Source organism: Rhodococcus sp. Chr-9 (genome assembly GCF_000801125.1).
Classification (GTDB): domain Bacteria; phylum Actinomycetota; class Actinomycetes; order Mycobacteriales; family Mycobacteriaceae; genus Rhodococcus; species Rhodococcus pyridinivorans.
Genome location: NZ_JTIZ01000122.1, coordinates 731,189 through 756,342, shown reverse-complemented (window position 1 = coordinate 756,342; position 25,154 = coordinate 731,189). Strand labels below are relative to the sequence as shown.

Below are 25,154 nucleotides of genomic sequence, written 5' to 3'. Positions count from 1 at the left end.
CCGCACATTCCGTCAGGGGGTCGACTGTGACGCGGACCATGGTGTACCTTCACGTGGTCTGACCACATCGGTCGAAATCACATCCGCCGCCGACAGCGGCGCAACCACAGGAGTTTCGTGTGGCAACCCGTATATCGGCGGTGACATTCACTCCCGCCACTGACGCCATCGCAGGCAGCCTCACCGCATCGGCTCTCGTGGGCCTTGCGCCGCTGCTGACCTTCTTCGTCCTGCTCGCCGGCTTCAAACTCAAGGCCTGGTATTCCGGACTCGGTGCCCTCGTCGTCGCGCTCGTCGTCGCGATCATCGGTTTCGACATGCCCGCGCCGCTGGCCGGCCTGTCCGCCCTGCAGGGCATCACCTTCGGGCTCTTCCCGGTGATGTGGATCGTGATCACCGCGATCTGGTTCTACGAACTCACCGTCGTCAGTGGCCGGTTCGAGGATCTGCGGCGCATCTTCAACTCGATCGGTCACGGCGACATGCGGATCCAGGCGATGCTCATCGCTTTCTGTTTCGGCGGCATGCTCGAAGCACTCGCCGGATTCGGCGCACCCGTCGCGATCACCGGCGCCATGCTCGTCACCCTCGGTATGCCCGCCCTGCGGGCCGCGGTCACGGTCCTGATCGCCAACACCGCACCGGTCGCCTTCGGCGCCATGGCCATCCCGATCACCACCGCCGGCGCCCTGACCGACATCCCCGCCACCGAGATCGCTGCCGTCGTCGGCCGTCAGACACCCGTCCTGGCGCTCTTCGTGCCGCTGTTGCTGCTCTTCCTCGTCGACGGTCGTCGCGGTGTCCGGCAGGCCTGGCCGATCGCACTGGTCACCGGCACGACCTTCGCACTCGCCCAGTTCTGGTGCTCGAGCCACTTCTCGTACGAACTCACCGATGTCGTCGCCTCGCTCGCCGGCCTCACCGCAGCCGTGCTCATGCTCCAGATCTGGAAGCCGCGGACCCCCGAGGACCAACTATCACGCACCCGCACCCGCACCGATGCCGTCGCGGTCCAGGCCGGCAAGGAGGGACCCGGAGGCGCTCACGCTCCGCAGCGTCCCGTCGCCGACGAATCGCTGACCGCTTCGCGCGTCGTCATGGCCCTGTTCCCGTACCTACTGGTCATCACGGTGTTCGGTATCGCGAAGCTGTGGACCGTCGGTGTCGATCTGCCGGAGCGTCTCGCCGCCACCGACGTCAAGATCGAGTGGCCCGGCCTGTACGGCAATCTGATCACGGGCAACGGCGACGCATCGAGCAGCGCGGTCTACACGTTCTCGTGGCTGTCGTCGCCGGGAACACTGCTGCTGCTCAGCGGCGCGATCGTCACCCTCGTCTACGCACGGTGGGACAGCGGTGGCATGTTCCCGCTGACCGTCCGCCGGGCCGCGGCCACCTTCGGCACCACCGTCGTGAGGATGAAGCTCGCCATCGCCACGGTGGCCACCGTCCTGGGTCTGAGCTACGTGATGAATCAGTCCGGCCAAACCGTCGCGATCGGCACGTGGCTCGCCGGAACCGGCGCGATCTTCGCCCTGTTCTCCCCGATCCTCGGTTGGCTCGGCACCGCCGTCACAGGCTCGGACACCTCCGCCAACGCCCTGTTCGCCCGCCTGCAGCAGGCCGCCGGGCAGACCGCCGGCATCGACCCGACTCTGCTGGTCGCGGCGAACACCTCCGGTGGTGTGGTCGGCAAGCTGATCAGCCCGCAGAATCTCACCATCGCTGCCACCGCAGTCGATCGGCCGGGCAGCGAATCGGTGTTGCTGCGCAAGGTGATCGGCTACAGCGTCGCGATGCTCGTCATCCTCTGTGTGCTGGTCTACCTGCAGTCCACCCCGGTGTTGTCCTGGATGCTTCCCTGATCCGGAATCGACTAGGCTCTGAAGTCATGTCGTCGTCCGAGGGTCGTGCCTGGGAGCAGGTGCTCAACCACTTGGAGCAGATGCTGGTCACGGGAGAACTCGGCCCGGGCCAGCGTCTGCCCCCGGAGCGCACGCTCGCCGCACAACTCGGCGTCGGCCGGTCCTCTGTTCGTGAGGCGCTGCGGGTGATGGAAGCCCTCGGTCTGCTCAGCACCCACACCGGATCCGGGCCGAACGCCGGCGCGATGATCGTCTCGCGACCCACCGGCGGGATGTCGATGCTCATGCGCCTGCAGGTCGCCGCGCAGAACTTCCCGGTCTCCGACATCGTCCGCACGCGCCTGGTGCTCGAGACGGAAGTGATGCAGACTCTGGCCGACCGGACCCCGGCACCGGAGCTCATCCAGGCCGAGGAACTCTTGGACGCGATGGACGATCCGGAGTTGGCCGCACCCGAGTTCCTGGTTCTCGATGCCCAGTTCCACGTCGCGATGGCCGACGCGGCGGGCAACCTCGTCGTCGCGGCGATGATGGCCGGTCTGCGCGACTCCATCGAGAGCTACGTCCTCGCGGGCGCACCAAGTACCGACTGGCCCATGACCTGCGTGCGGCTGCGTCACGAGCACCGTGGTCTCGTCGACGCGGTCCGCGCCGGCGATGCCACGCTCGCCCGCAAGCGCATCGTCGAGCACATCCGCGGTTACTACACTCAAAGTTTCGGCGCCGACGCGTTCTGACGTCCGACTCGGGCGATGTCCACCGAAGGGTCTGTGACCGGTTCGGGGACGCGTGTGGATCGTCGGCGATCGACCAGCACCGCGAATACCACGATGAGCAGCAGCGACCACCCCCAGGTAGGGCGCATGTACTCGGCATACCGTCCCGCCTCCACCCATCTGCCCGAGTACCATTCGTCGGCACTGAGGAAGCCGTACACCGCCAGCCAGGCCGGCCAGTTCCGCATCACGGACTGTGGGAGGACCACGCTCATGAGCAACGGGAACAGGAGCATCGAGTAGTACATCTGCCCGAGCGAACCGAGCAGGAACGACGCGGTCATCAGCACGCCGGCACCGGTGACGACGAAGAACACCTCGTCGTGCCGGTGGTAGCGGTGGAGCAGATACATCGTGGCCGCGGCGAGGAACGCGAAACCGATGCGCAGCGCGAGGATCAGTGGTTCGGGCAGACCGTAGTAGGTGCCATTGCCGGTGATCGAACTGTTGAAGTAGTCGCGGGACTGCAACAGATACGGAACGGTGCGTTCGACGAACTGCCACGGATCCGCAGCCCACGGCCACGCCAATGCGGTGAGCCCGACCGGCACCAATGCGGCGGTCAGGAGAACCTTGCTCTGGCGGCGCAGCACGGGAAGCAACAGCAACGGCGCGAGAATCGGTTTGATCGCGAAGGTCACCCCGATCGCCGCGCCCGCCCAGAGGTCCCGCCGCGCCAGCAACAACGTCAGGAACGCCACCTGGCCGAGCAGGATCACCCCGTTGATGTTGGTGAACACCAGGGTGTTGATCACCGATTCGGACGCGAAGGCGACCGTCACCGCGATCGGGAACACCGTCGATCGCGCCGTGTACCCGAACATCCGCACGACGAGATACACGGCGACGAGGACGGCCGCCGCGTTGACCCCGATGAACGCCCATCGCGAGAGTTCGTGTTCGAGGACCGCGAACGGTGCGATCAGCAGCGAACCCGACGGCGGGTAGAGGTAGTGCGGGTCGACGTGTTCGTACGTCGCTGTGTAGACCGGTTCACGGTTCCAGAAGGCGACGGCTGCGCGGTAGACGCCAGTGAAGTCGTCCGTGCGCGCACCGTCCACGGCGCGGATCACCGTGCGATGGACGACGAGCATCACGGCGACCGGCCAGAAGACACACTTCAGCAGAGCCTGCGGTGACCGCACGGTCGGCTGGACCCACCACGGCCCACCGTCCCGACCGCGATCCGAGCTCTCGCTCATCGCTGATAAACGTCGGGAATCCCGTCGCCGTCCTCGTCGACCCGCTCGGCTGCCGTGATCCTGCGGTAGGCACGGTTACGGGCGACGAGAACAGTCGAGGCCAGAGCGGCGCTGAGCAACGATCCGCACAGCACGGCCACCTTCACGTGATCGGCTGCGACGGTGCCTGCACCGTAAGCGAGGTCGCCGATGAGCAGGGACACCGTGAAGCCGATACCGCCGAGCAGGGACACACCCAGCACGTCCACCCAACTCAGCTCGTCGTCGAGATGTGCTCGGGTGAAGCGCGCCACCAGGTAGCTGACCCCGAAGATTCCGACGACCTTGCCGACGACCAGACCGGCGATCACCCCGGCGGAGATGGGATCGGTGAGGGCGTTCGCCAGGCCGGTGAATCCGCCGACGGTGACGCCGGCGGCGAAGAAGGCGAAGACCGGCACGGCAATTCCGGCGGACAGTGGCCGGATCCGGTGTTCGACGTGCTCGGCGACCGGAATCGTGCGGTCCCCCACCTGCCGGGCGACGGGAACCGCGAAGCCGAGCAGTACACCGGCGATGGTCGCGTGCACACCGGATTCGTGGACCAGCCACCAGGTCACTGCCGCCAACGACGCCAGGAGCCACCAGGCACCGAAGCCGCGTCGGAGCGCGATGCCGAACAGCGCCAACGGGATCAGCGCCCCGCCCAGGTAGAGCAGGTTCACCTCGTCGGTGTAGAAGACCGCGATCACGGTCACGGCGAGCAGGTCGTCGACCACGGCGAGGGTGAGCAAGAACGTTCGCAGCGCCGACGGGAGATGACTACCGATGACGGCGAGAATCGCTACGGCGAACGCGATGTCGGTGGCCGTCGGGACCGCCCATCCGTTCAACGCGTCGGCGCCACCACGAAGATTGATGACGGCGAAGATCACGGCCGGGACGATCATGCCGCCCAGGGCGGCGGTCACCGGCATGGCGGCACGCCGCAGGTCCCGCAGACTGCCTTCGACGAACTCCCGTTTGAGTTCGACGCCGACGACGAAGAAGAACACGGCGAGCAGTCCGTCGGCCGCCCAGGTGCCCAGGGACAGGTCCAGGTGCCATGACGCCGGACCGATACGGGTCTCCCGCAGGGCGTGGTAGGAATCCGACCATCCGGTGTTCGCCCAGATCAATGCGATGACGGCGCCGATGAGCAGCAGGACACCGCCGACGGTCTCCTTGCGGAGGATCTCCGTCACACGGCGTGTGTCCTCCCATGTTCCGCGAGAGAGGAAAGGGACTCCGGAGAAGATGTTCGGCATCACAGGTCCTCGGAATTCTCGACGGCACGCGGTACGCGAACGTGGACCGGCTGGGTCGGATGCACCCGATCCGCATGGGCGGCAGTATGTTCCGATCCTCGGAGTGGAATCGGATACCGAAAACTAGGGCATCCCTGCGATTTCGGTGTCGGACGCCGACACGCAGCAGGGAGGCCGATGCGACCTCCGGCGCTGCGGTGGGAATGCCTCGCGAGAGTTCCGCTCACTGCGCCGGCCGCAGAGCTCGGGCGCGACGGGTGGCGACGGGACAGACGGGTACAGACACGGGTCCTCCGGTTCGACGACGTAATTCCTTCTGCCGACCAGACTTCCCGGCGCACCGAGATCGACCATACCGCATCGGGTCAGTTCGACGCGGTGCCCGTCACGTTCTCCTCGGGAGCGACCCGAACGGCGACCGTGGGTTCGTTCGTACCCCCATCCGGCGAGATGACGGTGGGATCGACGACGAGCACAGGCACATGAGAGTGCCCGATGAGGTATTCGGCGACGCTACCGAGCATCCGGGAGGACATGCCTCGTCCGCGGCGCCCTACGACGAGAACGTCGGCGTGGTGTTCCTCGGCGAACCAACCCAGGCATCGACCGGCCGGGCCGGCGAGGACGGCATATCCCACCGAAATATCACCCATCGATTCGACGGCCTGCTCGAGGCGTCGTCGCACCGTGGCGAGAAGTTCGGAGTCGGGATCGCCGGCGTCGTCGTAGGAGATCACGACGACGAGTTCGAGCACTCCACCGGCGGGGCCGAACAGTCGTCGCGCCGCATCCAGCGCATGCTTGGCCTCGGTGGATCCGTCGTAGCCGACCATCACGCGAAGTCCGCCCTTGTCGACCTCTCCGGCGTGCTGCCGGGCCACCGTCGTCACTTCGACGGACCGGGGAACACGCTCGATGCGCTCGAAGGCGATGGGGACGAACAGCGGTCCGAGGATGACGGCGATGATCGTCCAGCGAGGGTCGTGGCCTCGACGTGCCATCCACAGACCGGTCACGAGTCCTGACAGCACCCATACGACGAGGAAGGCGACGAAGACTGCCCAGTTCATGGCGTGCCCCCAGATGCGTGCGCCGAGAAGAGGTGTACCGCTGCGTTCATGTCATCCTCCGGGGTCGTCGAAGAAACCTGTTCCCGCCGACCAGTCTTCCCGGCACACCAGGGGAGACGATACCCGACCCGGCCGCGTGATCTCACCTGTTGTTCCGACAGGTCTGTGCGGAGGACGTCGCCGCGAGATCGCCCCCGTCAGCGTCGAGTCGGACCCCCGGCGGTATCCGCCCGATCACTGTCCTGCAACTGCCGGATGGCATCGACCAGCGGCGCCAGGACGGGTTCGGTTGCGGCCTCGTCGAGCGCCTCCCGGAGGGCGGCGTTGTGGGTGGGCCGGGCCTCTTCGAGCAGGCGCCGACCGGCGTCGGTGACGTCGGTGTAGATGCCGCGGCGATCGGTGGGACACAGATAGCGCGCGAGCAACCCACGATCCTCGAGCCGGGTGACCAGCCGCGTCGTCGCGCTCTGACTGAGGACCACAGCGTCGGCGACCTGGCGCATCTGCAGGTGCCCGCCCTCCCCGTCGTGCTGACGGTTGAGCACGTCCAGCAGCGAATATTCGCGCACGCTCAATTCGTGGCCGGACTGCAGAGCGCTCTCGATCCGGTTCTCGATTCGCCCGTGCAGGAGCGACAGCGCCGACCACCTGTTGGCCAACGCGGTCATCGACGGGTCCGTGGCGGTCATGGTGGGCTCCTGGGTCGGCTCGTACGAACAGGTGACGCGGACGGCATGCCGACGTCGCCACATCGCTCACTATACCCGCGCTTGCAGTTAGTCGGCGTCTGCAATTATTGTTTACGCCAGTAAAGCGCGTCTGCGTCTCTTCTCGATCGAAGGATCGTTCTCATGCCACTCGCCCTGCTGGCCCTGGCCATCGGTGCCTTCGGAATCGGCACCACCGAGTTCGTGATCATGGGGTTGCTCCCCCAGGTCGGATCGGATCTCGGAGTGTCGATCCCCACCGCCGGATATCTCGTCACCGGCTACGCCCTCGGCGTCATGATCGGCGCCCCGATCATGACGGCGCTCGGCACCAGGATCTCCCGTAAGAACATGTTGATGCTGCTCATGGGCCTGTTCGTCCTAGGCAATGCCGTCTCTGCCCTCGCGCCCACCTTCGCCGTCATGCTGATCGGCCGCGTCGTCGCNCGGCTCGGTGGTCGCCGCGGAGCTGGTGGCACCGCAGAAGAAGGCCGCTGCCATCTCCCTGATGTTCACCGGACTGACGGTTGCCAATGTCGTCGGCGTCCCACTGGGTACCTTCGTCGGCCACACCGCGGGCTGGCGGGCGACGTTCCTGGTCGTCGCCGCGCTCGGCGTCGTCGGTCTCGTGGGCGTCACGAAGCTCGTCCCCGACGTACCCCGACCCGAGGGCGTCCGGCTGCGCCACGAGATCGCGGCGTTCAAGAACGTCCAGGTCGTGCTGGCCATGACCATGACCGTCCTCGGCTTCGGGGGCGTGTTCGCCGCGATCACCTACATCGCACCGATCCTGACCGATGTCGGCGGTTTCGCCGAGTCCTCCGTCCCCTGGCTGATGGCCGTGTTCGGAACCGGCATGGTGGTCGGCAACCTCGTCGGGGGACATTTCGCCGACCGCAATCTCATGCCGATGCTCTACACCGCCCTGGCCGGCCTGGCCGTGGTGCTCGGTCTGTTCACCTTCCTGGCCTCCGACGAAACCGTGTCCGTCGCGGCGGTCTTCCTGATCGGCGCTCTCGGTTTCGCGACCGTCCCGCCCCTGCAGAAGCACGTGCTCGACCATGCGCACGGCGCCCCGACCCTGGCGTCCGCCGCCAACATCGGTGCCTTCAATCTCGGCAACGCTCTGGCCGCCTGGCTCGGCGGCATGGTGATATCCGCCGGATTCGGGTACACGGCACCCGACGCCGTCGGGGCCGTCCTGGCCGCGTCCGCTCTGATCCCGGCGGTCCTGTCCCACCGACTACAGCGAAAGGACGATCACGCCAACGCAACTCGCCCATCCGCAGAACCCGACCTCCACAGCACCTCCCGTACTGCCGTCGACCCCGTCCGACTCTGATCCCGAACTACGCGAACACCCCCGAAGGAGCACCATCTCGTGACATCGTCCACGATCCCCACCGTCACCCTGAACAACGGCGTCGAGATCCCCCAGCTCGGCTTCGGCGTCTTCCAGATCCCCGAGGACGAGACCACTGCGGCCGTCAGCGCCGCACTCGAGACCGGCTACCGCCACATCGACACCGCCGCGATCTACGGCAACGAGGCCGGCGTCGGCCGCGCGCTGGCGGACTCCGGACTGTCCCGCGACGAGCTGTTCATCACGACGAAGGTGTGGAACTCCGATCAGGGCTACGACGCCACCCTCCGTGCCTTCGACACGAGCCTCGCCGCGCTCGGCCTCGATCGTCTCGACCTCTACCTGATCCACTGGCCGACCCCGGCCCGCGACCTCTATGCCGACACCTGGCGTGCCCTCGAACGCCTCGTCGAAGAAGGACGCCTCCGCGCCGCGGGCGTGTCGAACTTTCAGCCCGCCCACCTGCAGCGCCTGCTGGACGGCAGCTCGCTCATCCCGACGATCAACCAGATCGAATTGCACCCCGGTCTGCAGCAGAGCGAACTGCGCGCCTTCCACGCCGAACACGGAATCGCCACCGAGGCATGGAGCCCGCTCGCCCAGGGCGCCGTGCTGAACGACGAGGCGATCACGTCGATCGCCGAACGCACCGGCAAGTCGCCGGCCCAGGTGGTGCTGCGCTGGCATCTGCAGCTCGGCAACGTCGTGATCCCGAAGTCGGTCACGCCGTCCCGGATCCGGGAGAACTTCGAGGTCTTCGACTTCGAGCTGACCGACGAGGACATGTCGACCATCGCCGGTGCCGATNGGCTCCGGGCGGATCCACCGCCCGGAGCCGGTAAGGCGCTCGAAGAGCTGCGTTCAGGTGTATTCGACGGTCATCCTGTCGATGCCCCCGTCGAACGGGAACGGTGCACGGTCGAAGTAGTCGAGCGAAACCGGTGAACCCAGGCAGGTGCCGATGTCCAGGCAGTCGTTGGCCGTGAACAGCAACGGCGCACTGACCGGCACGACGGTCTCCCCCACCGACTGCCCGTCGACTGACATCCGGACGTTCAACGGACCACCGGGGCGCGCTTCGGCGTACTTGGTGACCACCTCGACGAGGTGGTGCCCGGGTGCGATGCGGGTCGCCGAACGCATCTTCGTCCGCATCAGGATGAAGAGGTTGTACTCGTAGCAGAGGTAGCCGTCGTCGGCGAAGCACGTCAGGCCACCACCGTTGGCGCCCAGCGCATATAGGACGCCGTGTGCCCGCTCCGGGAAGGTCACCTCGATGCAGACCCGGTTGTTCTTGTTTCCCAATGCGGGAGCGCAGAATTCGGGCATACGCGTGACGTCACCGGTGAAATCCCAGCTCGTGTACGGCGTGGTGATGCGTTGCTCGGGATGGATCGCCGCGACCCAGAGACCCCCACCGATGGGAAGAGCGTCGTTCTTGGCCGCTTCGATCGCGAAGATCTCCCGCATCTGGGCCAACTTCTCGGGGTACTGCTCTGCGAGGTCGCGGTTCTGCGTCCAGTCCTCGTCGAGGTTGTAGAGCTCCCAGGTGTCGTCGTCCGGGCTCCAATCGCGGATCCCGCCGGGCAGCCCCGGCAGCCACGGTGCGCGGGGACCGAAGGCCGACGCCATCCATCCGTCGTGATAGATCGCTCGACTGCCCATGACCTCGAAGTACTGGGTGAGTTTGCCCGCCGGCGCGTCACGGTCCACGAACGTCCGGGCGAAACCGGCGCCGTCGATCGGATCCTGCGGAATCCCGTTGACGGTCCGCGGCCGTGTGATGCCCAGCAGCTCGTAGAAGGTCGGCACCAGGTCGTTGCAATGCAGGAACTGGGTGCGTGGGGTGCGATCCGGCGTGATGCGCGCAGGCCAGCGCACCACCATGGGATTGCGGGTTCCCCCGAGATGGGAGGCGAGAAGCTTCATGCCCTTGTAGGGTGTGCTCCCCGCCCACGCCCACCCGGCGTGGTACATGTTGTCCGTTTTCGGGGAGCCGAGAACATCGAGTCCGCCGAGTTCGTCGAGGGCCGCGATGTGCTGGGCCGTGGTCGTGGGGATCCCGTTCTGCGCGAGCAGTTCGCTGATGGTGCCGTTCTGGCCCTCACCGGACGACCCGTTGTCGCCCCAGATGTAGAAGACCAGGGTGTTGTCGCGATAGCCCAGCCGGTCGAGTTCGTCGAACAGCCGCCCCACCTGGACGTCGCAGTGTTCGGCGTATCCGGCCGCAACCTCCATGAGGCGTCGTTGGAAGGGCTTCTCGTCGTCGGGTATGTCGTCCCAGGCCGTCATGGTGGGATGCCGCTCGGTGAGTTCGGCCTCCGGTGGGATCCAGCCCTTCTCCTTGGCCCGCTCGAACACCCGCTCGCGATAAGCGTCCCATCCGTCGTCGAACTTGCCCGCATACCGGTCGGCCCACGGCTTCATGATGTGGTGCGGCCCGTGCAGACAACCGCTGGCCCAGTACATGAAGAACGGCCGGGACGGATCGAGCGCCTTGTGGCGGCGCAACCAGCCGATCGCGTCGTCGGCAAGGTCCTCACTGAGGTGGTAGCCCTCCACGGGAGTCTTCGGAGGCAAGACGACGGTGGTGTTGCGGACGAGATTCGGCTCGTACTGCGACGCCTCGCCGGCGAGGAAACCGTAGAAGTAGTCGAAACCGACTCCGGTGGGCCAGTTGTCGAAGGGACCCGCTGCGGTGGTCTCCTCCGCAGGAGTGTTGTGCCACTTGCCGAAAGCCGCTGTGGTGTAACCGTAGTGGCGCAGCACCTCGGCCCCGGTGGCGCTCGATTTCGGGATGTGCCCGGAATAGCCGTCCCAGTCGTTGGCCAGTTCGGCGATCTGCCCGTTTCCGACGCGGTGATGATTGCGTCCGGTCAACAACGATGCGCGGGTGGGCGAACACATCGCCGTGGTGTGGAAGCGGTTGTAGCTGATGCCTTCGTCGAGCAGGCGGTCGAGCGTGGGTGTGCTCACCTCGCCGCCGAATGCGCTCGGCAGACCGGGGCCCGCGTCGTCGATGAGGACGACGAGGATGTTCGGGGCGTCATCGGGAAGGCGACGGTGCTGTGTGCGTGGGCTGTAGACCGATTCCTGCATGGTCCGTCCTGCGATGCTTCCCGACGGCACCGGTGGGAACGGCAGAGTTTCTCCGCCCGGGATCGGATCCGGACGCAGATCCTGGCTCATGGTGGATGCCTCTTCTCACCCCATCCGTTCCCAGTACACCACCGGTATCGGGCCGCACACACCCCTGATCAGGGTGAAACCTGCCCTGTTACGGGCGAATGATGCAGCGGAATCCGATATGGCACGTCGCGGTCTCCTCGGTGTCACCCTGACGGGCCGCGGGTCGGTACCGCAGGCAGTAGTTCGGGGCGCACAGATGCGATCCGCCCTTGATGACACGGCGCGGATACGCCTCGCGCGGATCGTGTTCGGCCTTGTCGACGCGGGGATTCGTCGGGATGCAGCACGACGACGCCGGCGCGACGTTCTTGCCGCTCGAAGCATGGTTCGCGGTGAAGTAGTCGGCGGTCCACTCCCACACGTTGCCCGCCATGTCGTGGAGCCCGTATCCGTTCGGCCGGAAGTGTCCGACAGGTGAGGTTCCGGCAAATCCGTCCGTTTCGACGTTCTGCCACGGGAATTCGCCCTGCCAGACGTTCCCGCCGGGCCGGCCCTTCGGTTCGTGCTCGTCGCCCCATGTGAAGGCCGTGCGGTCGAGTCCGCCGCGGGCGGCGAACTCCCATTCGGCCTCGGTCGGCAGTTCCTTGCCGGCCCACTCGGCGTAGGCGCGGGCATCGAACCACGACACGTGGGTGACGGGATGGCGTTCCCGCCCGCCGACGGTGCTCCCCGTCCCTTCGGGATGACGCCAGTTCGCGCCCGGGACGAACGACCACCACCTCGTGTAGTCATCGAGCGGTACCGGCCCCGGAGGCGGCGTGAACACGAGCGAGCCGGGCACGAGCAGGGACGGATCGGCGCCCGGATAATCGGCGGGGTCCGGCGCGACCTCCGCGGTGGTGACGTATCCGGTGTCCTTCACGAAGCGCCGGAACTCGGCGACGGTCACCGGGTGCGTGTCCATCCAGAACCCGTCGACCGTCACCTGGTGGACCGGTCGCTCCTCCGGATAGAAATCCTCCGACCCCATCCAGAACATGCCTCCGGCGATGAGAGTCATGTTCTGTGTCGCAGCACGCGTCATGACGTCAGCCTCGCACGGCCCGGGTCGGGGCGCGAGGGACGCACCGACGCGACGAGACCGCGCATTCTCCCGTCCCGCCCCGGCCCCGTACCGCAGACTCGGGACATGCCCTCCACGACGACGGAACTGTCCCCGATGCTGGCGACCCTCGGTCCGCCGCCGACCGGGAACTGGGCGTTCGAGATGAAATGGGACGGCCAGCGCACCCTCGCCACGGTGACCGACGGGCAGTGCCGGCTGACCAGCCGCACCGGCAACGACATCACCCGGAGCTTCCCCGAACTCCCCCACCCGCTCACCACTGCGACGGACGGCCGGGACTGCATCGTCGACGGCGAGATCGTCACCCTCGATTCCGAAGGGCGGCCGTCCTTCGCCCGGTTGCAGCGCCGCATGCACGTCCACCGTCGCACCGAGGAGCTACGCGCCGAGCTACCGGTGCTGATCTACCTGTTCGACGTCCTCGCTCTCGACGGACAGTCCACGACGGAGTTGTCCTATCTGGAGCGCCGGGCCGTCCTCGACGATCTGATCGTCCCCGGACCTCGGGTTCAGCTGTCGCCGTACTGGACCGATGTCGACGCACCGACCATGCTTACGGTCGCGCGCGAACACGGCCTCGAAGGGATCGTCGCCAAGGACCCGGACGCACCGTATCTACCCGGGACCCGCAGCGACGGCTGGATCAAGACGCCGCTGCGTCGGAACACCGAGGTGGTCGTCGTCGGGTGGCTCCCCGGATCCGGCAAGGCTGCCGGCGGCATCGGTTCACTGCTGCTCGGCGCGCACGACGACGAGGAACGGTTGGTGTTCATCGGCCGGGTCGGGACGGGATTCACCGCCGCGACCCGACGTGAGTTGCGATCGCAGCTGCGTCCCTTGGAACGACCGACGACCCCACTGGCGGTTGCGCCGCCGGCACGGGAGACCCACGGCGCCCACTGGGTGGAGCCCATCCTCGTCGGAGAGGTCGAGTACCGGGAGTACGCGGGCGGAAGCCTGCGGCATCCGAGCTGGCGAGGACTACGCACCGACAAGACGGTGCCGGAGGTCGATCTCCCCGGCCGACACTGACCTTCCGGTTACCGTGAGGCGCATGGACCTCCGTCGCAGTGTCGCCGATGCCCGAGTGGCCCGCCTCGCCACCGCCGACGGATCGGGCGCGCCGCACCTCGTTCCGATCGTGTTCGCGCTCGACAGCGACGTGATCCACACGTGCGTCGACGACAAACCCAAATCCACCCGGCGCCTACGTCGCCTCGCCGACATCGCAGAGAACCCGCGGGTGTGCGTGCTCGTCGACCACTACAGCGACGACTGGTCGCAGCTGTGGTGGGTCCGCATCGACGGCATCGCCACGGTCCACGACGCCGATACTCCCGAAGGAACTGCGGGCATCGGCGCTCTCGTCCGCAAATACTCGCAGTACCAGGCGAAACGACCACCCGGACCGGTGATCACCATCGACAGGCTGCGCTGGCGGTCCTGGTCGGCGTGAGCAACTACCGGTCCAGCGTGAGCATCGCCTCGGCGATCTCGTCGACCGCCGCAACGGGGACCGCGGTGCCGGCATCGTCCAGGACGAGCAACCGCGCTCCCAGGATCTCGCGTGCGATGGCTTCTCCGTTGCCGACGGGGAAGAACGGATCCCGGCGACCGTGCACGACGAGAGTCGGGACGTCGACCTGGGGCAAGCGTTCTCGCCAGCGGGGCGTGCAATCGAGTCCGGCGAAGACCGTTCCGAGCTGATTCGCGGCCTGGACCGACGGCTCGTCGTTCGGGGTGCGGTCCCAGATGCGCCCGGCAACCACGCGCGCGGCGTCCGGATCGTTGCCGAGGACCGCGGCGCCGGTAGCCGCGAACTCCGCCACGGCCGTGCGATCGGCCCAGTCGGGCATCGGGAGCGCGAACACCCGCTTCATCGTCGCCGCGTCGTGATCGGGAAGGTCGGGATCGCACGGGCCCGGTGCTACCGGACGTGTCCCGACCAAAGTCAGTGCCCGGAATGCGTCGGGATGGTCGAGCACGGCGACTTGGGCGACCATGCCGCCGACGCCGATACCCGCGAGATGCGCCGGCCTGCCATCGAGCGCGTCGACGAGGGCTGCCGCATCGTCGGCGAGGTCGCGCAGGGTGTAGCCGGGCGCGTCCGGGTCCTTCGTCGTCGACTCCCCACAATCCCGCAGGTCGTATCGCACGACACGACGCCCACCCGCGGCGAGCCGTGTGCACAGTTCGTCGGGCCACGAGAGCATCGTCGTGCCGCCGACGAGCAGGACGAGTGGTGCGTCATCGTCGCCGAAGAACTCGACGCCGAGGTCGACCCCGTTGGCGCTGATGGTGGTCATGACTCGCTCGAGCTTCCGGTGTGCAAGGTCGAGTCCTCGTAGCGGGTGCCGTCGAGCCGCGGTCGATGTCCCATGGTCTCGTCTCCTTCTCGATCGGGTTCCGTCTTGTCCGAATTTGCGTGAACGAAGTCCACGACAGTGGCCACGAGTGGTGGCGTTGAAAGGACAGACCGGAGCAACTCCTCGATCTCATCGGTCCGGCCGTCGAGGTCTACAGAACCGACCGGCCATATGGCATCGCGTATCGACCTCGAGTCGACTCGAGGTGCTGTCCGCACACCGACACTCCTGGAGGAACCGTGATCGCTCTCGGACCACAACTCATCGGCCCCACCGAGAAGACTCTCAACGCTCTGCTCCACGACACCACCTACGCACCGGACACTGCGGAGGTCGTCGATTCCCTGATCGCTCGGGGCCTGATCCGCTACGACCGGCTCAGCGAATCCGGACGAGAAACCGTGGCAAGGATCGAACATCGCATCGAGGAGCTGACGTCCGGTATCTGGGAGGCCGTCTATCCGGCCGACCGTGTCGCCGCGGAACGTGCGCTGAACACTGTGCTCGACCGTGCCCGAACGGTCCTTGTGAGTCGGTAGTTGTCAGCGCATCAGTCCTGTCGATTGCCGCGAGCGAGGCACCTTCTCGACGAGTTTGCAGGACGGCTCGTCGACGTCGAGAGCCACGATCGAGATCGTCCTGGGTGTGCTGTTGTCGGTCGTCGGTGTCCGGCAATGGCGCAGTCGCCGCGCCGAACACGACGCTCCGGCCTCAATGGCTTACCGATAAGATGTAACCTGCAGCACTCGACGTCCGTCAACCGTTGACTTTCCGTCCCGCATGACCCATGCGGGCACAGGCACCGTCGGGTCACCTCCTCCGCTCGAGCGTCGGGCCCTTCGAGGGTGCCTTCCACCTTGGCACGCCCGCACTACCCGCAGGGCAGATACCAGGGCGCGGCAGCGGTCAGTTCACATGGGCGCGCAGCACATCCACCACCCGCCGGACCGCCGGTGCCGGGTTGTCGCGGCGCCACGCGAGCGCGATCGGCAGCACCGGACTGTTCCGCAGCGGGACGTATCGCACGCCCGTCACGGTGATGTCGGTGGTCGACGCGACGACGACCGCTACCCCCACCCCGGCTCCGACGAGGGCCAGCAGGCTGTAGGGATCCGGCGCCTCCCGGGCGATCACCGGGGTGAATCCGGCGGAGTGACACACCGTGAAGGTCATCTCCCGCACGCTCGACCCGTGGGCGGCGGGATACACGACGAACCGCTCGCCGGTCAGATCGGCGGCATCGAGTTCCTCCCGCGCCGCCAGCCGATGGTCGGCCGGCAGCGCGACCATGAGCGATTCCTGCCGCACCGTCTCGGTGGCGACGTCCCGGGGCACCGGGAGGCCGACGATCCCCATGTCGAGCAGTCCTTGCGAGACGAGATCGAGCACTTCCCCCGTGTAGGTCTGCGGACGCAGATCCAGCTCGATGCCGGGACAACGCTCCTCGAGCAGCCGGGTCAGCTGCGAGATCACCGTGTATCCGCTCGCGCCGCCGAACCCGACGCTCACCACCCCGGTGACTCCCGAGGCCGTCGACCGCACGACGGTCCGGGCGATCTCGATCTGCGCGGCGATCACGCGTGCGGGTCCGAGCAGCGATTCACCGGCCGCGGTGAGTTGCACCGAGCGGGTGGTGCGGGCGAACAGCTCGGCGCCGAGTTCGCGTTCGAGCGCGCGGATCGTCTGACTGAGCGGCGACTGGGCGATGTGCAGTCGCTCCGCTGCGCGTCCGAAGTGCAACTCCTCGGCCACCGCCAGGAAGGCCTGCAGTTGCCGAAGTTCCATGCCGGCCTCAATTTTGTCGGTTGATCTACACAATCGTGCTCGATTAGGTCTTGGACTTTACACGGTTGCGCCGGTGATAGTGATCCACGACTCATTCATCCGCGGACCGAGTCCGCTCGACGCCTTCGGAAGTGCAGCGTGAATACTTCGTCAGAGCACACCGCGCCCCCGCCGCCACGCCCGATGCACGACACCCGGGCAGCACGACGCGCCGGTGTCACCGCCTTCGTCGGCACCACCATCGAATGGTTCGACTTCTACATCTACGGCACCGCGTCCGCCCTCGTGCTCGGGGCGCTGTTCTTCCCCGACGCCTCCCCCGCCGTCGGCACGCTCGCCGCCTTCGCGACCTTCGCGGTCGGTTTCATCGCCCGCCCTCTCGGCGGGATCATCTTCGGCCACTTCGGTGACCGCTTCGGCCGCAAGAACGCGGTCATCATCACCCTCGCGCTCATGGGCGCCGGCACCGTCGGCGTGGGCCTGCTGCCCACCTACGACCAGATCGGAATCTGGGCGCCTATCCTCCTCGTCGCCCTGCGAGTGCTGCAAGGCATCGCGATGGGCGGCGAATGGGGCGGAGCAGTCCTCATCGCCACCGAGTTCGCCCCACCCGGCAAGAAGGTTCTCTACGGTGCCTTCGCCCAGCAGGGTTCGCCGGTGGGCAATCTCCTTGCCACTCTTTCCTTCCTCGGACTCACCGCGATGTCCGACGCGACCTTCGAGGGCTGGGGCTGGCGTATTCCGTTCCTGGCGTCCGCCGCGCTGGTGATCGTCGCCCTCTACATCCGCGTGCGGATCCAGGAGACGCCCGAGATGCGCGTCGCCGCGGCCGCCCAGGAACGCACGAAACTGCCGCTCGTCGAGGTCCTGCGCTCCCATCCGGCGGCGCTGCTCCTCGGTGTCGGTGCCGTGGTGGCGGGTGTCGCGATCACCTACGTCAAGACGACCTTCGCCCTCGCCTGGGCCACCACCGATCTCGGGTTCACCCGATCGGACTTTCTGCTCGTGATCACCCTCGCGCTGGTCGCGCAGGTGCTCGTCCAACCCTTCGGGGCGGTTCTCGCCACCAGGATCGACGCGCGACGGGCGGTGCTGTGGATGCTCGGACCCGAACTCGTCGTCCTGCCACTGATGTTCGTGCTGATCCGCACCGGCTCGCTCACCTGGGCGATCATCGGCATGGTGCTCGCCACCGCGCCGCACGCGATGTATTACTCGGCGCTGGCCGGCATCCTCGCGCAGATCTTCCCCACCCACGTGCGCTACACCGGCATCTCGTTGTCGTACCAGATCTCGACGGCGATCTTCGCCGGCACCGCCCCGATGGCGAGCCAGTTCCTCCTCAACCGCACCGACTCGATCTGGCCGGTCGTCGGCCTCGGGATCGGATACGTGCTGATCTCCCTGATCTGCATGACCGCCCTGCTCAAACGCTCACCGACCACCACCGAGCCCGACGAACCACCCCCCGCCCCCGCCCGGACGACGGCCGACGCCTCCTGACACGAACGGACGACCATGAACTACGCCCATACCGACCCGGCCCTGCATGCGGTACTCGACCGCTGGATCTCCGACGCCCACCGGCCGCTCACCGACCGTCTCCTCGCGCGCCTGGGTGCCGATGCCGCCGACCGTCTCGACGCGCTCGCGGCCACGGCGAACGCCCATCCGCCGGTGCTGCACCGGTACGACCCCGACGGCGAGCGCATCGACCGCATCGAGTACCACCCCGCCTATCTCGAACTGTGCCGCGCCGCCTACAGCGAATACGGTCTCTCGGCACTGTCGCACCGCCCGATCCACGGTTGGACGGACACGCCCCCGCATCTCGTCAAGTACCTCGCGTCATATCTGTTCGTGCAGGCCGAGTTCGGCCTCGCCTGCCCGGTGTCGATGACCGATGCCGCCGCGCGCACCCTGCGGATGTTCGGCGACCCCGAGGTGTTCGGCCCGTGGATCGACGGCCTGACCTCCACCGATCCGGCCACCGCTCTGACGGGGGCGATGTTCATGACCGAGACCCAGGCGGGAACGGACATCGCGAAGACCGAGACCCGGGCCGAATTCGACGGCACCACATGGCGATTGACCGGACGTAAGTGGTTCGCCTCCAACCCGGACGCCGACGTCGTGATCACCCTGGCCCGGTTCCCCGGCGGCGACGAGAACTCGACCCGCGGGGTGGGAATGTTCATGCTGCCCAAGCAACTTCCCGACGGCAGCCGGAACTCGTACACGATCGACCGGCTCAAGGACAAGCTCGGCACGCGATCGATGCCCAGTGGTGAGATCACCCTGCACAGCGCGTACGCGCTGCAGGTCGGCGACCTCGACCGTGGATTCCGGCAGATGACGGAGATGCTCAACACCTCCCGCCTGTCGAACGCGATGCGCTCGAGTGCCCTGATCCGGCGCGCCGTGCGCGACGCCGTCGCTCACACGAGGGAGCGGGAGGTCTTCGGGAAGTCCCTGTTCGATCAGCCGCTCATGCGCGCCACCCTGCTGCCGCTGCTGCTCGACGCCGAGGCCGCGCTCGCGCTCGTCGCCTACAGCGGTGCGACCCTCGACCGTGCCGACAAGGGCGACGAGCAGGCCCGCGGTGTCGTCCGGATCCTCACGCCCGTCGCCAAGCACTACATCTGCAAACGTGCCCGCACCGTCACCGGTGAGGCGATGGAGATCCGGGGGGGCAGCGGCTATATCGAGGACCGCGTTTTCGCCCGCCTCGTCCGCGACTCGCATCTCGGATCGATCTGGGAGGGTTCGAGCAACGTCATCGCGCTCGACGTACTCCGGTCCATGCGCAAGAACGGCGCGCACCGGGTCCTCGCCGACGCGCAGCGCACACTGCTCGACGCGGCGCATCCGGAATGCGCCCCGGTCGTCGCGGCACTGCGGGAACGGTGGGATGTGCTCGAGGCGCGCGGCGAAGACCTGCTCGCCGACGACGACGCGCACGCGCAGACCCGCTGCGCCGCCTACACCGACGATCTCGCACAGACGGTGATGGCCACCCTGCTCGTGGACCTGGCGTCGCACCGCATCGAACACGGTTTCGGCCACCGGTCGTTGCTCGTCGCCCACGCCTACCTGGACGGCCTGGCCGATGAGCCGAATGCCGTCGCTCTCGTCCACCTCGCCGCGATCGCCGACGGCACCGACGTCGACCCGTCCGTCGCCGCCGCTGCGGCACCGAGCACCGCCGCCGATGCGGCACCGACTGCACTGACAGGAGCACTAAGATGACTGCGAAGCCCGCTACCGGCCCCGCCCCGCTCGCCGGCGTCAAGGTCCTCGACCTGTCGAAGATCCTCGCCGGACCGTACGCGACCATGTCGTTCGCCGACCTCGGCGCCGATGTCACCAAGGTCGAGCACCCCGAGGGTGGCGACCCCACCCGGGTGTGGGGGCCGCCCTTCGTCGGCGACGACGCCACCTACTACCTCGCGGTCAACCGCGGCAAGAAGTCGGTGACCATCGACCTCAAATCCGAGGAAGGGCAGCGGATCGTGCAGCGAATGCTCGCCGACGCCGACGTCGTGGTCGAGAATTTCAAGCCCGGCAGCGGTCTGCAGAAGATCTTCGACTACCGCGCCCTGTCCGAGCAGTATCCGCACCTGATCGTGCTGCACATCTCGGCCTTCGGTGACGAGGGGCCGTTGGCCGACCAGCCCGGCTACGACATGGTCGCCCAGGCCGCCGGTGGTCTGATGTCGCTGACCGGGGAACCGAACGGAGCGCCGATGAAGGCCGGGTACGCGATGGGTGATCTCGGTGCGGCACTGTTCGGGGTGATCGGGGTGCTCGCCGCGCTGGTCGAACGCACTCGCACCGGTCGCGGCCAGTACGTCACCACGTCGTTGTTCGAATGCCAGCTGGCGATGCACGTCAACTGGGCCACAAACTATTTCGCCACCCGGGAGCGCCCGCATGCCCTGGGCTCCGCGCACCCCAATCTCGCTCCCTATCAGGCGTATCCGGCGAGCGACGGCCACTTCGTCGTCGCGGTCGGGAACGACGGACTGTGGGAGAAGCTGTGCGCGGCACTGGAAAGACCGGAACTTGCGACCGATGTGCGGTTCGTCCGCAATCGTGATCGTATCGAGCATCGCAGCGAACTCGACGAGGTCCTCACCGCGGCGTTCGCGACCGGGACGGTGCAGCACTGGTGCCGCGTCCTGGAAGACCACGGCGTGCCGGTCTCCCCCATCCGGCATCTCGACGAGATCTACAGCGATCCGCACACCGCCGCGATCGGCATGGTCGGCACCGTCGACCATGCGTCCGGGCCTCTCGAACAGATCGCTTTCCCGGTCAATTTCGGTGGGGCACGACCGCCGCTGCGGTCGGCGCCACCGCTGCACGGGGAACACACCGACGAGATCCTTACAGGATATCAGGAGGTCTCCGTTCCGTCCTAGCGACGAACGTCTCGAATGTCGCTGACCTGCGGCCGTTTCCGATCGATCGGAGACGGCCGCAGCGCTGTTCGGACCCGAACCGGAGCGGAGACATCTCGGTCCGGGGGTTGTCGCGTTCACTCAGTGCGGCAGCACTTCTGAGGTCGACGCGTCCGGATTTCTCCGCGATACGCGGGGGTAACGTCCGCGAAACAAGAGCCGCGCATGATCGGCATCGATTGCACGACCGCCGACTCGCACGAAAGAACGATACATGCAGCTGACTCCCGCCGACACCGAGAAACTCCTTCTGGCCGTCGCCGGCATGGTGGCGCGCGACCGGCGGGACCGCGGCGTCCGACTGAACTATCCCGAAGCCGTTGCCCTGTTGTCCACCTGGGTGATCGAACGGGCACGCGAAGGCGCCGATGTCGCCGACCTCATGGTGAAGGGCCGCGAGGTCCTCGCCCGCGACGAGGTCATGGGCGGTGTCGCCGAGATGTTGACCGACGTGCAGGTCGAGGCCACTTTCCCGGACGGACGCAAGCTCGTCACGATCCACCACCCGATTTCCTGAAAGGAGCCCGACATGGCATCCGGACCGACTTCGGGACCCGGAGCGATTCGCGTCGCCGAGGGCTCCCTCACTCTCAACGCGGATCGCTCCGACGACGAGCGCATCACCCTTGTCTTCCTCAACACCGGTGACCGTCCCATCCAGATCGGATCGCACATCCACCTGCCGGACGCGAACGCGGCCCTCGAATTCGACCGCGAACGCGCGCAGGGCTTCCGCCTGGACATCCCGTCGGGGACCTCGCAGCGATTCGAACCCGGCAGCAGCCGCGAACTGGACGCCGTCGCCCTGCGCGGGCGACGCGTCGTACCCGGCATCCAGGTGCGGAAGCAGGAGGACTGAGAACGTGGAGATCACACGCGCCGAGTACGCGGCACTGTACGGACCGACGGTGGGCGACCAGGTACGTCTGGGTGACACCGACCTGTGGATCCAGATCGAGGAGGACCGCACCTTCGGTGGTGAGGAAGCCGTCTTCGGTGGCGGCAAGTCCATCCGCGAATCGATGGCCCAAGGTGTGACGACCTGGGCCGAGGGTGCTCCCGACACCGTCATCACGAACGTGATCGTGCTGGACTGGTGGGGCATCGTGCGCGCCGACGTGGGCATCCGCGACGGTCGCATCGTCGCCCTCGGCCGCGCCGGCAACCCGGACATCGCCGACGGCGTGCACCCGAAGCTTCAGATCGGCCCGTCCACCGACGTCATCTCCGGTGAAGGTCGCATCCTTACCGCGGGCGCCTTCGACTCGCACGTGCACCTGCTGTCGCCGTCGCAGATCGTCGAGGCGCTCGCCACCGGCATCACCACCATCGCCGGCGGCGGAACCGGCCCGTCCGAGGGATCGAAGGCCACCACCGTCACGCCGGGTCCGTGGCATCTGATGCAGATGCACCGCGCGCTCGACGTGCTGCCGGTGAACGTGCTGTTGCTCGGCAAGGGCAACACCGTCTCCGCTGAGGGGCTGCGCGAGCAGGCCCTCTCCGGTGCCGCCGGGTACAAGGTGCACGAGGACTGGGGCTCCACACCGGCCGCGATCGATGCGGCGTTGCGCGCGGCCGACGAGCACGGACTGCAGGTCGCGCTGCATTCGGACTCGCTCAACGAGGCGGGCTTCGTGGAGAGCACCTTGGCCGCGATCGGTGGCCGCTCGATCCACGCCTTCCACGTCGAAGGCGCCGGTGGTGGGCACGCCCCGGACATCCTGAGCATCGCCGGATTGCCGCACATCATCCCGGGCTCGACCAACCCGACCTTGCCGCACACGATCAACACCGTCGACGAGCACCTCGACATGCTGATGGTCTGCCATCACCTCAACCCCGCCGTCCCGGAGGACCTCGCGTTCGCCGAGTCCCGGATCCGGGCCACCACCATCGCGGCCGAGGACATCCTGCACGACATGGGCGCGCTGTCGATCACCTCGTCCGACGCCCAGGCGATGGGTCGCATCGGTGAGGTCGTCACCCGCACCTGGCAGGTCGCGCACGTGATGAAGAATCGGCGCGGGGCGCTCGACGGCAGCATGCCCGCCGACAACGAACGGGCCCGCCGCTACATCGCGAAGTACACGATCAACCCCGCGATCGCGCATGGTGTCGACCACGAGCTCGGTTCGATCGAGGTCGACAAGATGGCCGATCTGGTGCTGTGGGATCCGAAGTTCTTCGCTATCCGGCCGTCGCTGGTCATCAAGGGCGGATCGATCGCCTGGGCCGCGCTCGGCGACCCCAACGCCTCGATTCCCACGCCGCAGCCGGTGCTGCAGCGACCGGCGTTCGGCGATGCGCTCGCCCCGCACACATCGGTGTCGTTCGTCTCCCCCGCCGCCCTCGACGACGGTCTGGAAGAACGACTCGGGTTGCGCCGCAGACTGTTACCACTGCGGCCGACCCGGCACATCGGCAAGGCCGACATGAAGCAGAACGACGTGTTGCCGCGCATCGAGATCCGTCCCGACACCTTCGACATCGACATCGACGGCGAGCGGGTCGTTCCGGAGCCGGCCACCGAACTGCCGCTCGCGCAGCTGTATTCGATGTTCTGATGTTGCCCGACACTCTGTCCCCCACCACAGTGCTGCTCCTCCTCGCAGACGGGCGCGCGCCGGTCGGCGGGAACGTCAACTCGGGCGGGCTCGAACCGGCGCTCCAGGGTGGGATGTCGCCGACCGAGGTGCGTCGCTTCCTCGTCGCGCGGTTGCGCACCTCGGCGGCGGTCGAGGCCGGTGTCGCCGTGGTGACCCGGCACGCGGTGGACTCCGATGCCGGAACCGCCCTGACGCTCCGGATCGACGAGATCGAGGACCACTGGGCGGCGCGCACTCCGGGTCCGGCCCAGCGCGACGCGTCCCGGTTGCTGGCCCGCGGTTACCTCCGCCTGGCCCGGAACCTGTGGCCCTCCACCGTTCTCGACGACCTCGACGCCCGGACCCCGCGACCGTCGCGGGGACTGGTCGTCGGGGCCATCGCGGCGCTCGCGCGCATCCCGGCGATCGACACCGCCCGACTGGTGTTGTACGAGGAGGCGCAGGCGATCGTCGCGGCCTTCCTCAAACTGCACCCCACCGACCCGGCCACCGGTTCGCGATGGGCGCTCGAGGCCTGCGCTCATCTCGAACCGCTCATCGCCGAGCTGTCCGCTCTCACCGATCCGGCGGACATCCCGGCCACCGGTGGTCCCCAGACCGAATTGTGGGCCGAAGCCCACGCATCCGCTCCAGAAAGGCTGTTCCGTGCCTGAACACACCACCACCCGTTCGCTCCGTCTCGGCGTCGCCGGTCCCGTCGGCACGGGCAAGAGCTCGCTGATCGCGACCATCTGCCGCACCCTCGCGTCCGAGCTGCAGCTCGGCGTGATCACCAACGACATCTACACCGACGAGGACGCCCGTTTCCTCCGCTCGGCGGGCGTGCTCGACCCCGAGCGCATCCGCGCGGTGGAGACCGGTGCGTGCCCGCACACCGCGATCCGCGACGACGTGACCATGAACCTGCTGGCCGTCGAGGATCTCGAACGCGACTTCGCGCCGCTCGACGTCGTCCTGGTGGAGAGCGGCGGCGACAACCTCACCGCGACCTTCTCCCCCGCGCTCGTCCACGCGCAGATCTTCGTGCTCGATGTCGCCGGTGGTGGCGACGTCGCCCGCAAGGGCGGTCCGGGCATCAGCCGCGCCGACCTGCTCGTGGTGAACAAGACCGATCTGTCCCCCTATGTGGGTGTCGACGTGCCGCAGATGGTCGCCGACGCCGAGAAGGCCCGCGAAGGCGGACCGGTGCTGGCGCTGTCCCGGACCGACGCCGCATCCGTGCAGGCGCTCGGTGACTGGGTGCGCGAGATGCTGGCGGCCCACCGCGCCGGGTCGCACACCCCTGTCGATCCCGGTCCGATGGCTCCGCACTTCCACGCCGACGAGGACGACGACCACGATCACGGCCATGGGCACGGTCACGGTCACGGTCACAGCCACGATCACGCCGTCGCACACACGCACGACTGA

General features: G+C 67.4%; 21 protein-coding genes and 3 pseudogenes. 16 read left to right on the top strand and 8 right to left on the bottom strand.

Annotated elements, in window-relative coordinates:
* The first annotated feature begins 119 nt into the window (after positions 1-119).
* Together QR64_RS22660 and QR64_RS22655 are read left to right on the top strand one after the other, a co-directional pair.
* Complete coding sequence (locus QR64_RS22660) at positions 120-1,865, top strand: L-lactate permease (protein ID WP_039587295.1); 1,746 nt, start codon at positions 120-122, stop codon at positions 1,863-1,865.
* Between the two features lie 26 nt (positions 1,866-1,891).
* Positions 1,892-2,602 (top strand): FadR/GntR family transcriptional regulator, encoded by a 711-nt coding sequence (locus QR64_RS22655; protein ID WP_006552060.1) that lies wholly within the window; start codon positions 1,892-1,894, stop codon positions 2,600-2,602.
* Here QR64_RS22655 and QR64_RS22650 read toward each other — a convergent pair.
* From QR64_RS22650 to QR64_RS22635, 4 genes are all read right to left on the bottom strand, one after another.
* Positions 2,575-3,843: a glycosyltransferase family 87 protein gene (locus tag QR64_RS22650; protein ID WP_039587294.1), complete on the bottom strand. Its 1,269-nt coding sequence runs from the start codon at positions 3,841-3,843 to the stop codon at positions 2,575-2,577. The genes QR64_RS22655 and QR64_RS22650 overlap by 28 nt on opposite strands.
* Positions 3,840-5,066 carry a Na+/H+ antiporter NhaA gene (gene nhaA, locus QR64_RS22645; protein ID WP_006552058.1) on the bottom strand — a complete coding sequence of 409 codons (1,227 nt, stop codon included), beginning with the start codon at positions 5,064-5,066 and terminating at the stop codon, positions 3,840-3,842. The genes QR64_RS22650 and nhaA overlap by 4 nt, the downstream gene beginning before the upstream one ends.
* A 428-nt stretch (positions 5,067-5,494) precedes the next feature.
* Positions 5,495-6,199 (bottom strand): universal stress protein, encoded by a 705-nt coding sequence (locus QR64_RS22640; protein WP_006552057.1) that lies wholly within the window; start codon positions 6,197-6,199, stop codon positions 5,495-5,497.
* A gap of 197 nt (positions 6,200-6,396) precedes the next feature.
* Positions 6,397-6,888, bottom strand: a complete 492-nt coding sequence (locus tag QR64_RS22635; RefSeq protein WP_039587430.1) for a MarR family winged helix-turn-helix transcriptional regulator — start codon at positions 6,886-6,888, stop codon at positions 6,397-6,399.
* Between the two features lie 162 nt (positions 6,889-7,050).
* Here QR64_RS22635 and QR64_RS28415 point away from each other — a divergent pair.
* From QR64_RS28415 to QR64_RS22625, 3 pseudogenes are all read left to right on the top strand, one after another.
* Positions 7,051-7,352 (top strand): annotated as a pseudogene (locus QR64_RS28415) (MFS transporter); the annotation flags it as partial.
* A 1-nt stretch (position 7,353) separates the two neighbouring features.
* Positions 7,354-8,248 (top strand): annotated as a pseudogene (locus QR64_RS22630) (MFS transporter); the annotation flags it as partial.
* A gap of 39 nt (positions 8,249-8,287) precedes the next feature.
* A pseudogene (locus QR64_RS22625) lies at positions 8,288-9,076 on the top strand (aldo/keto reductase); the annotation flags it as partial.
* A 54-nt stretch (positions 9,077-9,130) separates the two neighbouring features.
* Here the strand turns inward: QR64_RS22625 and QR64_RS22620 are convergent.
* Both QR64_RS22620 and QR64_RS22615 read right to left on the bottom strand, forming a co-directional pair.
* On the bottom strand, positions 9,131-11,458 hold the full coding sequence (locus tag QR64_RS22620; RefSeq protein ID WP_039587292.1) for an arylsulfatase: 2,328 nt from the start codon (positions 11,456-11,458) through the stop codon (positions 9,131-9,133).
* An 88-nt stretch (positions 11,459-11,546) separates the two neighbouring features.
* Positions 11,547-12,482 carry a formylglycine-generating enzyme family protein gene (locus tag QR64_RS22615; protein ID WP_039587290.1) on the bottom strand — a complete coding sequence of 312 codons (936 nt, stop codon included), beginning with the start codon at positions 12,480-12,482 and terminating at the stop codon, positions 11,547-11,549.
* 105 nt (positions 12,483-12,587) lie between these two features.
* Here QR64_RS22615 and ligD point away from each other — a divergent pair, with 105 nt between their 5' ends.
* Entirely contained in the window at positions 12,588-13,556 is a 969-nt protein-coding gene (ligD, locus tag QR64_RS22610) for a non-homologous end-joining DNA ligase (protein ID WP_039587289.1), read from the top strand.
* A gap of 22 nt (positions 13,557-13,578) precedes the next feature.
* Positions 13,579-13,980 carry a TIGR03668 family PPOX class F420-dependent oxidoreductase gene (locus QR64_RS22605; RefSeq protein ID WP_039587287.1) on the top strand — a complete coding sequence of 134 codons (402 nt, stop codon included), beginning with the start codon at positions 13,579-13,581 and terminating at the stop codon, positions 13,978-13,980.
* Positions 13,981-13,984: 4 nt separating this feature from the next.
* Here QR64_RS22605 and QR64_RS22600 read toward each other — a convergent pair whose 3' ends face one another.
* Positions 13,985-14,830: an alpha/beta fold hydrolase gene (locus QR64_RS22600; protein ID WP_024100937.1), complete on the bottom strand. Its 846-nt coding sequence runs from the start codon at positions 14,828-14,830 to the stop codon at positions 13,985-13,987.
* 299 nt (positions 14,831-15,129) lie between these two features.
* Here QR64_RS22600 and QR64_RS22595 point away from each other — a divergent pair, with 299 nt between their 5' ends.
* Complete coding sequence (locus QR64_RS22595; RefSeq protein WP_039587286.1) at positions 15,130-15,429, top strand: hypothetical protein; 300 nt, start codon at positions 15,130-15,132, stop codon at positions 15,427-15,429.
* A gap of 367 nt (positions 15,430-15,796) precedes the next feature.
* Here the strand turns inward: QR64_RS22595 and QR64_RS22590 are convergent, their stop codons facing one another.
* Positions 15,797-16,675: a LysR family transcriptional regulator gene (locus tag QR64_RS22590; protein ID WP_006552047.1), complete on the bottom strand. Its 879-nt coding sequence runs from the start codon at positions 16,673-16,675 to the stop codon at positions 15,797-15,799.
* Between the two features lie 183 nt (positions 16,676-16,858).
* Between QR64_RS22590 and QR64_RS22585 the strand changes: the two genes are divergently transcribed.
* From QR64_RS22585 to ureG, 8 genes are all read left to right on the top strand, one after another.
* Positions 16,859-18,178, top strand: coding sequence for an MFS transporter (locus QR64_RS22585; RefSeq protein WP_052227393.1), 1,320 nt, complete (start codon positions 16,859-16,861; stop codon positions 18,176-18,178).
* Positions 18,179-18,193: 15 nt separating this feature from the next.
* Entirely contained in the window at positions 18,194-19,924 is a 1,731-nt protein-coding gene (locus tag QR64_RS22580; protein ID WP_039587284.1) for an acyl-CoA dehydrogenase family protein, read from the top strand.
* A complete protein-coding gene (locus QR64_RS22575) occupies positions 19,921-21,099 on the top strand; it encodes a CaiB/BaiF CoA transferase family protein (protein ID WP_039587283.1) in 1,179 nt (392 codons plus the stop codon). The genes QR64_RS22580 and QR64_RS22575 overlap by 4 nt, the downstream gene beginning before the upstream one ends.
* Positions 21,100-21,352: 253 nt before the next feature.
* Positions 21,353-21,655: an urease subunit gamma gene (locus QR64_RS22570; protein WP_006552043.1), complete on the top strand. Its 303-nt coding sequence runs from the start codon at positions 21,353-21,355 to the stop codon at positions 21,653-21,655.
* A gap of 12 nt (positions 21,656-21,667) precedes the next feature.
* Positions 21,668-21,997 carry an urease subunit beta gene (ureB, locus tag QR64_RS22565; protein ID WP_024100932.1) on the top strand — a complete coding sequence of 110 codons (330 nt, stop codon included), beginning with the start codon at positions 21,668-21,670 and terminating at the stop codon, positions 21,995-21,997.
* A 4-nt stretch (positions 21,998-22,001) separates the two neighbouring features.
* The gene (locus QR64_RS22560; protein WP_039587282.1) at positions 22,002-23,702 is read left to right on the top strand and encodes an urease subunit alpha; all 1,701 of its coding nucleotides are present in this window, start codon (positions 22,002-22,004) and stop codon (positions 23,700-23,702) included.
* Positions 23,702-24,397: an urease accessory protein UreF gene (locus QR64_RS22555; RefSeq protein ID WP_033098156.1), complete on the top strand. Its 696-nt coding sequence runs from the start codon at positions 23,702-23,704 to the stop codon at positions 24,395-24,397. Before QR64_RS22560 ends, QR64_RS22555 begins: the two co-directional genes overlap by 1 nt.
* Complete coding sequence (gene ureG, locus QR64_RS22550) at positions 24,390-25,154, top strand: urease accessory protein UreG (RefSeq protein WP_039587278.1); 765 nt, start codon at positions 24,390-24,392, stop codon at positions 25,152-25,154. The genes QR64_RS22555 and ureG overlap by 8 nt, the downstream gene beginning before the upstream one ends.